Source organism: bacterium (assembly GCA_024228115.1).
In the GTDB taxonomy this organism is placed as follows: Bacteria; Myxococcota_A; UBA9160; order UBA9160; family UBA6930.
This window is the reverse complement of sequence record JAAETT010000067.1, coordinates 1-5,784: the sequence shown is the minus strand read 5'-3', so window position 1 is coordinate 5,784 and position 5,784 is coordinate 1. Positions and strand designations below refer to the sequence as shown.

Annotated in this window: 6 protein-coding genes; 4 read left to right on the top strand and 2 right to left on the bottom strand. The window is 64.7% G+C overall.

The annotated features are described in order from the left end of the window. Positions 1-541: 541 nt before the first annotated feature. Positions 542-1,426: a DUF481 domain-containing protein gene (locus tag GY937_03935; GenBank protein ID MCP5055858.1), complete on the top strand. Its 885-nt coding sequence runs from the start codon at positions 542-544 to the stop codon at positions 1,424-1,426. A 125-nt stretch (positions 1,427-1,551) separates the two neighbouring features. Here GY937_03935 and GY937_03930 read toward each other — a convergent pair whose 3' ends face one another. Next, a complete protein-coding gene (locus GY937_03930) occupies positions 1,552-1,698 on the bottom strand; it encodes a hypothetical protein (GenBank protein ID MCP5055857.1) in 147 nt (48 codons plus the stop codon). Positions 1,699-1,725: 27 nt separating this feature from the next. Here GY937_03930 and GY937_03925 point away from each other — a divergent pair, with 27 nt between their 5' ends. Beyond that, positions 1,726-2,328 (top strand): DUF502 domain-containing protein, encoded by a 603-nt coding sequence (locus GY937_03925; protein MCP5055856.1) that lies wholly within the window; start codon positions 1,726-1,728, stop codon positions 2,326-2,328. A gap of 494 nt (positions 2,329-2,822) precedes the next feature. Here the strand turns inward: GY937_03925 and GY937_03920 are convergent, their stop codons facing one another. After that, on the bottom strand, positions 2,823-3,890 hold the full coding sequence (locus GY937_03920) for an AraC family transcriptional regulator (protein ID MCP5055855.1): 1,068 nt from the start codon (positions 3,888-3,890) through the stop codon (positions 2,823-2,825). A 114-nt stretch (positions 3,891-4,004) separates the two neighbouring features. Here GY937_03920 and GY937_03915 point away from each other — a divergent pair, with 114 nt between their 5' ends. Together GY937_03915 and GY937_03910 are read left to right on the top strand one after the other, a co-directional pair. Continuing rightward, positions 4,005-5,435 carry a DUF1254 domain-containing protein gene (locus tag GY937_03915; protein ID MCP5055854.1) on the top strand — a complete coding sequence of 477 codons (1,431 nt, stop codon included), beginning with the start codon at positions 4,005-4,007 and terminating at the stop codon, positions 5,433-5,435. 50 nt (positions 5,436-5,485) lie between these two features. Beyond that, complete coding sequence (locus GY937_03910; protein ID MCP5055853.1) at positions 5,486-5,680, top strand: hypothetical protein; 195 nt, start codon at positions 5,486-5,488, stop codon at positions 5,678-5,680. The last annotated feature ends 104 nt before the right edge of the window (positions 5,681-5,784 follow it).

Below are 5,784 nucleotides of genomic sequence, written 5' to 3'. Positions count from 1 at the left end.
CGTGATGAGTTACGTGGACGGACACAACGATGATCCCACTCCCTTCGTCTGGTCCAAGACAGCAGAAGAGATCATCGAAAAGGTTGGCAGAGCCAGGCGCGCGCTGGATAATGCCCCAACAGCGTGAATCACATCACTAGCTTCATCCCCTGTGCGTTCTCAAAATCGGTCCGCCGCGAAAGTGCTGTGCTTTCTCCCTTGCTCTCCGCTGTCTTCTGTCCTGAGAGAACGGGATTCTGTAAAGGTGGGTGGGCACCGCTTGGTAGGGTCGGGAGCTGGCGCGGTGGCCGGTGGAACATCGCCTAGAAGCGAGAACCCATGGGGAGCCCCAGGGCCTCGATGATCGGCCCAGACCTGGCTCCCCCAACCCCCCGTTTTGACGGCAACCGTGACAGCAACGGGGGCGGACGCCCAGAGGCGCGGTGCACGCCGGTGGAAGCCGGCACGGCCTGCATCGGCGCGTGATCCGGTTCGCCTGCTAGGCTGCTCGGCCTTTCGCCCAGCGCCCCTGGCGCGCAGATGTTTCGACCCCGGAGCCCTCATGTCCAGCTCACACCGCTTCCTCCTGGCGGGTCTCGCCCTGACCCTCCTCTCCTCCACGGCCTGGGCCGCGCCCGAGACCCTGAGCCTCGCCAATGGCGACAAGGTGACCGGCGAGATCGTGTCACGCAGTGACCGGGAGGTGGTGATCGAGCACTCCGCGCTCGGCCGTCTCGTGATTCCCGCGGAGGCGCTCGCCCCCATGCCCGAAGACAAGCCGGGCCTGTTAGGGACGCGGGTGCTGCGGGGTTGGAGCCGCACGCTCGGCCTGGGCCTGACGGGATCCGAGGGCAACACCGACGAGAGCTCGCTGCGAATCTCCCTCGGCCTCGATCGGGAGACGGACGACACGCGCTGGAACATCGAAGGCGCCTACAAGATCTCGACCGCAGATGACGACCGGGACGACCACTTCGGCCACGTGATCACCCGCCACGACTGGCTCTACGAGGGCAGCCGCTGGTTCGCGCGGACCGGGGGGCAGTACTTCTACGACGAGTTCGAGGACTGGAAGCATCGGGTCGGCTTCATGGCCGGGCCCGGCTACCAGCTGATCAAGCGGGAGACGGTCGGGTTCGACCTCTCGGCGGGCCTCGCCGCGACCTACGAGTTCGGGGACAAGAAGCAGGTGCGCCCCGAGGCCTACGTTGGCTTCGAGCTGTCCTGGAAGCCCGGGGAGGCTCACAAGCTCAGCTTCTCGAACACCTTCTTCCAGCAGCTCGACGAGTCCGAGATCCGGAATCGCACGCGGGCCGAGTGGCGGATGCGGATCCTGGGTTCCGAGCACCTGAGCGTCATCTTCGGCGCCGACAACGAGTACGACTCCGACGCCGACGACGCGAGCAACAACCTGCGCTACTGGACGTCCCTCGATTACTCCTTCTGATGCCGCCCGCCGCCCCGGGTCGACGATCGTCGCGCCCCCGGGAGGAGCCATGCAGGGCCTGTGGGGCAAGGTGGCGGTCGTGACCGGTGGCGCCAGTGGGATGGGACCCGGGCCGAGCGCGGTCATCAGCCCTCAGCGAAGGCGCTCGCGATCGGAGTATCGCCGTCGAGCAGATCGACCACACGGTTGGCTGTCGGGGGCCGGCTCAGCGCCTCGAGGATGCACCCCGCAACGTTCTCCCGGCTGACGTCGAAGCCCTCGCCGGCGGCCACGGCGGACTTCGAGCTACGCTCGCGTTCATGAAGGAAACGGTGCGGCGACTCTGGGCGACGGCACTGCGCGGGCTCGTCGCGCTCGTACCGCTCGGCGTCGTGGCGTTCCTGGTCGCCTCTGCGCTGCCGGTGCTCATCGGGCTCGCCGAGTTGCTCGAAGGCGTGCTGCCGTTCGGCCCCGTCACGAACATCCTCATTGCCGGGCTAGCAACGATCCTGGCCGTCGTCGCATTGTGCTTCGCCGTCGGTGCCTTGCTCGGGACGCGCCCCGGCGATGCGGTCAAGCGCGCCGTGGACAGGTTCCTGGAGGGGTCGATTCCCCTGTACGGGGCGGCGCGGAAGCTCGCGGAACGCGTCACGGGAACTCACGGAGAGGAATTCTCGGCGGTCGAGATCGATCTCCATGGTTCCGGCACGTCGGTGCTCGGGCTCTTCGTCGAATCGTTGTCGGACGAGCGCTGCGCGGTCTTCGTGCCGATGGCGCCCACCGCAGCGGTCGGCCAGGTCTACGTGGTGCCCCGGGATCGAGTCACGTTTCTCGAGGTTCCCCTGCAGGAAGCCATCGGCGTGCTCACGGAATGGGGCGTCGGTGCCTCCAAGCTCTACGACGGATCGAGGGGCGTCGAGTAAGCGCCTCACCCGCCCGGGGCGGTCGGCGCGACAGCAAGATCGTCTGGTGTCCCTGACACTGTCGGGCATGCGGCGCCGGCCTGCCGTCGCCGGTTTGGATCCGCGACAGGGCCGCGCCACACCGCGAGATCGCTTCGCTTCCGAGAACGAGGTCGCAGGTTCAGCGCCTGAGGGTAAGAGGCGCCGGCACACCATGCAGATTCGTTCGGTTCTTCGTCGCGAGCCCCAGTCCCGTAGGCGGGGAGCAGATGCGCGACACCCCAACCCCGCTGTGCTTAGCGAGACATCGTTGACACCTGATTCTGGAGACATGGTTTACACAATCGGCATTTGGGGAGAGCCCAGATGCCGTGGAGGACGTGTAGACCGATGGACGAACGCCTCAGATTCATTGCCCGGCTCCTCGAGGGCGAGAAGATGGCACCTCTGTGCCGCGAGTTCCCGGGCTCGCGCACGCAGTTCTCGAACGCCAGCGCAGAAGGAGCGGCGGCCCATCATGTCGCCGAGGTCGATCGCGCCTCCAGCGGCGCGAAGGTATCGACATCTCGGCGAGTGAAGCGCGACCGTCGATACTCCCTCGGGGAGATTCCTGCGACGCGGCGGAACGCTCGAGAAAAGTGGGATGGGTCGTTGTAGCCCGCGACTTGGGCGATCTCGTAGAGCTTCATCGCCGGGTCTTGCATCAGATCGACGGCCACATCGAAGTGAATCTGGTCGATCAATCCGGAATAGCTGAGGCCGCTCTCGGAGAGGCGGCGCTGCAAGGTACGCACGCTGGTGCCTGCGATCTCGGCCGCAAGATGGACATCGATGCAACCCTCGCGGAGATGGGTCCGCAGGGCGAGCCGGAGTGAACTCCCGAAGTCGAGGTGAGCCTCGGCAGCAATCGTTCGGGACTCCGCGGAACCCACACGGCTGTGTCGCGCGCGTGGGGCCCCGTAGGGTTGGGCCATGAGTGACGATGGGAGCTTGATCGATGTGTCTCCCTGCCCGAACAGGAAGGCGGTACCCCCGAACTCTTCGAAGGCACTGTCGCAGGGGGTGAATACGGACTTGAAGCTGATCTCCGCGGGGCACCATTCCTCTCCAAGGGCATCGCGAATGATCTCGACGATCACCGCAATCTGGATCCACTCCGAGAACCGGAGATCCTCGCCGTCGGTCGATGCGTGGAGGTTGTTGCAGATCCTGGTGTCGGTTCCTTCCTGGCAGAACGAGATGCGGCAGTTCGTGCTCTCGCGTGGGGCCAGGACGGCGAACTGCCCCAAGGCTGCGCGGAGAGTCGGAGCGTCTTGGAGCGTGAACTGGGAGCCCTCGGCCAGGCGGTTCAGGGTCTCCCGTCCCGCGGCCAGGAAGCCCAGATCCTCGAGCCCTTCCAGGTGCTCGATCTGACGAAAGAACTTCAGCGCGGCCAGTACCGGAACATGCCCATCGGGCTGCTCGTCGAGCAGGGTCGGTAGCCCGACGCGCCGCAGCTCACGATCCACGGGGGCTCCGAGCTCGCGCAGAACCTCCGTGAAACTCAGCACGTGGGCAATTCGGGCGAGCACGATCGGTTGCATGAACCCCGAGATTGGCCGAGATGGCGCGAATTGGCCAGGAAATCCCCGGCGCCAGGGGATAGCTTCGCACCCTGCTCTCCCACGGGAGGTTCTCCCGTGGGGCTAGGAGGTGTCGTGAGCTTGCCCATTCGTCTCTTTACCTTGCTATTCGTCGCCGCACTGTGCGCTTCGATCTCCCTGGGAGCCTCGGCGACCGAACCGGACGCAGACTCTTCGATCGAGCACCAGATGAGGGTGCAGCGTGCCGCCCAGACGGCGATCTGGGGCATGCCGGCGGCTGGAATGATCGACTTCGAGAAGGCCACGAAGCGAGATCTCGGTGGCGACGTGAATGACGTCGTCTACATGACGCGGCCCATGAAATCGCGACATGGGTTCCTGACGGCCAACGACGTCACCCCGTATGTGTGGGCATCCTTGAGCACGGAAGCAGGGCCCCTCGTCGTGGAGGTTCCCGCTGCGACCGACAAGGTCGGCTTCTTCGGGACCATCGTGAACGCCTGGGACGTTCCTCTCGAGGACGTCGGCACCACGGGGTTCGACAAGGGGAAGGGAGGGAAATACCTGCTGCTCCCGCCGGGCTTCGACAGCGAGATGCCGGACGGGTTCATCCCCGTCCCCAGCGATACCTACAACCTGGGCTTCTCCTTCCGGCCCGTCATGGAGGAAGGCACGAGCTTCGACGACGTCGCGGCCTATTCCCAACGAGTTCTGGTCTATTCCCTGGCCGATGCCGCCGCCCCGCCGCCAACGAAGCACATCGATGCCTATCCCCACGACTACGACAGCCTGCCCCACTACGACCTGAGCTTCTTCAAGGACATCTACGACGTCATCAACCGCGAGCCGACGCGTGAGCAGGACAAGGCGATGATGGGCCTGCTGGCGGACATCGGCATCGAGAAGGGAAAGCCCTTCGAGCCCTCGGACTCACAGCGTCGGGCCATGGAGGAAGGCCTCGAGCTCGCGTGGGCATCCATGCAGTCCTACTTCACGACCCAAGGCAAGGCGATGCTGCCCTGGTGGAAAGATCGACAGTGGCAGATGTGGAGCTTCGCGGAAGGCCAGGCCGAGGCCGGGTTCCCCTATGTCACCGAGGACAGGATCCTGATCGATGAGCGTGCCGGCGGCAGCTATTTCTGGATCACCTACCTGCCCAAGAACCTCGGCGGCGGGACATTCTATCTGACCGGCCTGCGTGACAGCGGCGGTGACCTGCTCGACGGCGGGTCCGTTTACAAGCTGCGGGTACCCGCAGACACTCCTGCGAAGGACTTCTGGTCGGTCATTGTCTACAGCATGAAGACCAAGGGATTCATCGCGGAAGCCGAGAACATCGGGATCTCATCCCGCGACCTGGGCACCCTGAAGGCCAACGAGGACGGCAGCGTCGACCTCTACTTCGCACCGACTGCACCTGAGGGCATGGAGACCAACTGGATCCCGACCGGAGAGGACTTCTTCCTGATCTTCCGTCTCTACGGCCCGGACCAACCGCTCTTCGACAAGACATGGACTCTCGGCGATGTCGAGAAGGTGAACTAGCGAGCCCTCAGCATTCGAATCCTTGACCTGATCCCTGAACGAGGAACAACATGAAATCTCGACACATTCTCTTTGGCGCTCTCGTCAGCACGTTGACCATGGGCGCCTGGGCAGAGCCGCCCAAGATGAAGATGACCACCGAGATCCCGGAGGGGATCGAGACTCCGAACAAGCTGGAGACCTCCCTTGGCACGCTGACGTCCTTCGACGGGTGTAGACGCTCACTCAGAAGCGTAGAAATCTGATCATTTGGCCGGGGGGCGACGCAGCCCGCCGTTCCGGATTCCGATTCAGATCTTCCGGGTCGAAAGGTCCTTGACCCAGGGCGAACGCCCTCCCGGCTCGACCG

What these genes read in the sequence shown, in the direction of transcription:
- GY937_03935 (MCP5055858.1), top strand. Translation starts at nt 542, where the DNA reads ATGTCCAGCTCACACCGCTTCCTCCTGGCGGGTCTCGCCCTGACCCTC.
- GY937_03920 (MCP5055855.1), bottom strand. Translation starts at nt 3,890, where the DNA reads ATGCAACCGATCGTGCTCGCCCGAATTGCCCACGTGCTGAGTTTCACG.
- GY937_03910 (MCP5055853.1), top strand. Translation starts at nt 5,486, where the DNA reads ATGAAATCTCGACACATTCTCTTTGGCGCTCTCGTCAGCACGTTGACC.
- GY937_03925 (MCP5055856.1), top strand. Translation starts at nt 1,726, where the DNA reads ATGAAGGAAACGGTGCGGCGACTCTGGGCGACGGCACTGCGCGGGCTC.